Source organism: Vibrio sp. OPT46 (assembly GCF_015163535.1).
GTDB lineage: Bacteria > Pseudomonadota > Gammaproteobacteria > Enterobacterales > Vibrionaceae > Vibrio > Vibrio alginolyticus.
Genome location: NZ_JADDYG010000610.1, coordinates 3,108 through 3,879 on the forward strand (window position 1 = coordinate 3,108; position 772 = coordinate 3,879).

At 38.9% G+C, this 772-nt stretch carries 1 protein-coding gene; it reads left to right on the forward strand.

Going from position 1 to position 772, the window contains the following annotated elements; genetic code table 11:
• The first annotated feature begins 442 nt into the window (after positions 1-442).
• Positions 443-727: a bacteriocin immunity protein gene (locus IQR33_RS23835; protein WP_193837482.1), complete on the forward strand. Its 285-nt coding sequence runs from the start codon at positions 443-445 to the stop codon at positions 725-727.
• Positions 728-772: the final 45 nt, after the last annotated feature.

Below are 772 nucleotides of genomic sequence, written 5' to 3' on the forward strand. Positions count from 1 at the left end.
TTTGATATTAGTGACGCGCAAGCTTTAGACATAGAGAAGTTGATTGATAAATACTTCTATGATCCAGAGTATGATTATCAGTTAGGTACTGCCGACTAAATATGAGAAAACCTCGGCTCCGATGAATCTATCACAAATAGTACAAAACAATAGGCATTTACATTTAGATCCTGACTTAACTATTCACATTGACAGTACATGGAATCCTGAATCCCATATTTTATTTTGCACAGAGCCAGAGAATGGAGGCTTACCGAAGGGGTATGACTACTTCTTAGAGGTATTTATACTGCAAGAATTACTTGAAGGTGTCCCTGAAATCACCGTCGAGCGAATCATCAAATATGCTCAAGTTAATGCTTAATATCAGCTCAAAACTCTCTTGTGACACTTTCAAAGCGGACATTTACTACTGTTGCTGAGATACATAAGGTTCAATAATATGAAGCTTGTAATTAAAGATGCCTTACAAGACTACACCGAGGCGGAATTCTATCGCTTCTTAGAAGAATTTCTCGAAGATACCGACACTAACGACTTAGATGATGAAGCTTATGACTTGCATATATCAAATCTATCCGCTCATTTTTCAGAGTTAGTATCTCACCGTGATGGTAATGCTCTGATCTTCCACCCTTCCCCAGGTAGGGAGGACTCTCCTGACGGTGTTATTTTAGAAATAAAAGAGTGGTGCGCTAAGCAAGGAGAACCTTGCTTCAAAGAGTAAAAAGTAAAAGGCGTCACGATGACGCCTTTTCTTATTCACACGACT

What these genes read in the sequence shown, in the direction of transcription:
- IQR33_RS23835 (WP_193837482.1), top strand. Translation starts at nt 443, where the DNA reads ATGAAGCTTGTAATTAAAGATGCCTTACAAGACTACACCGAGGCGGAA.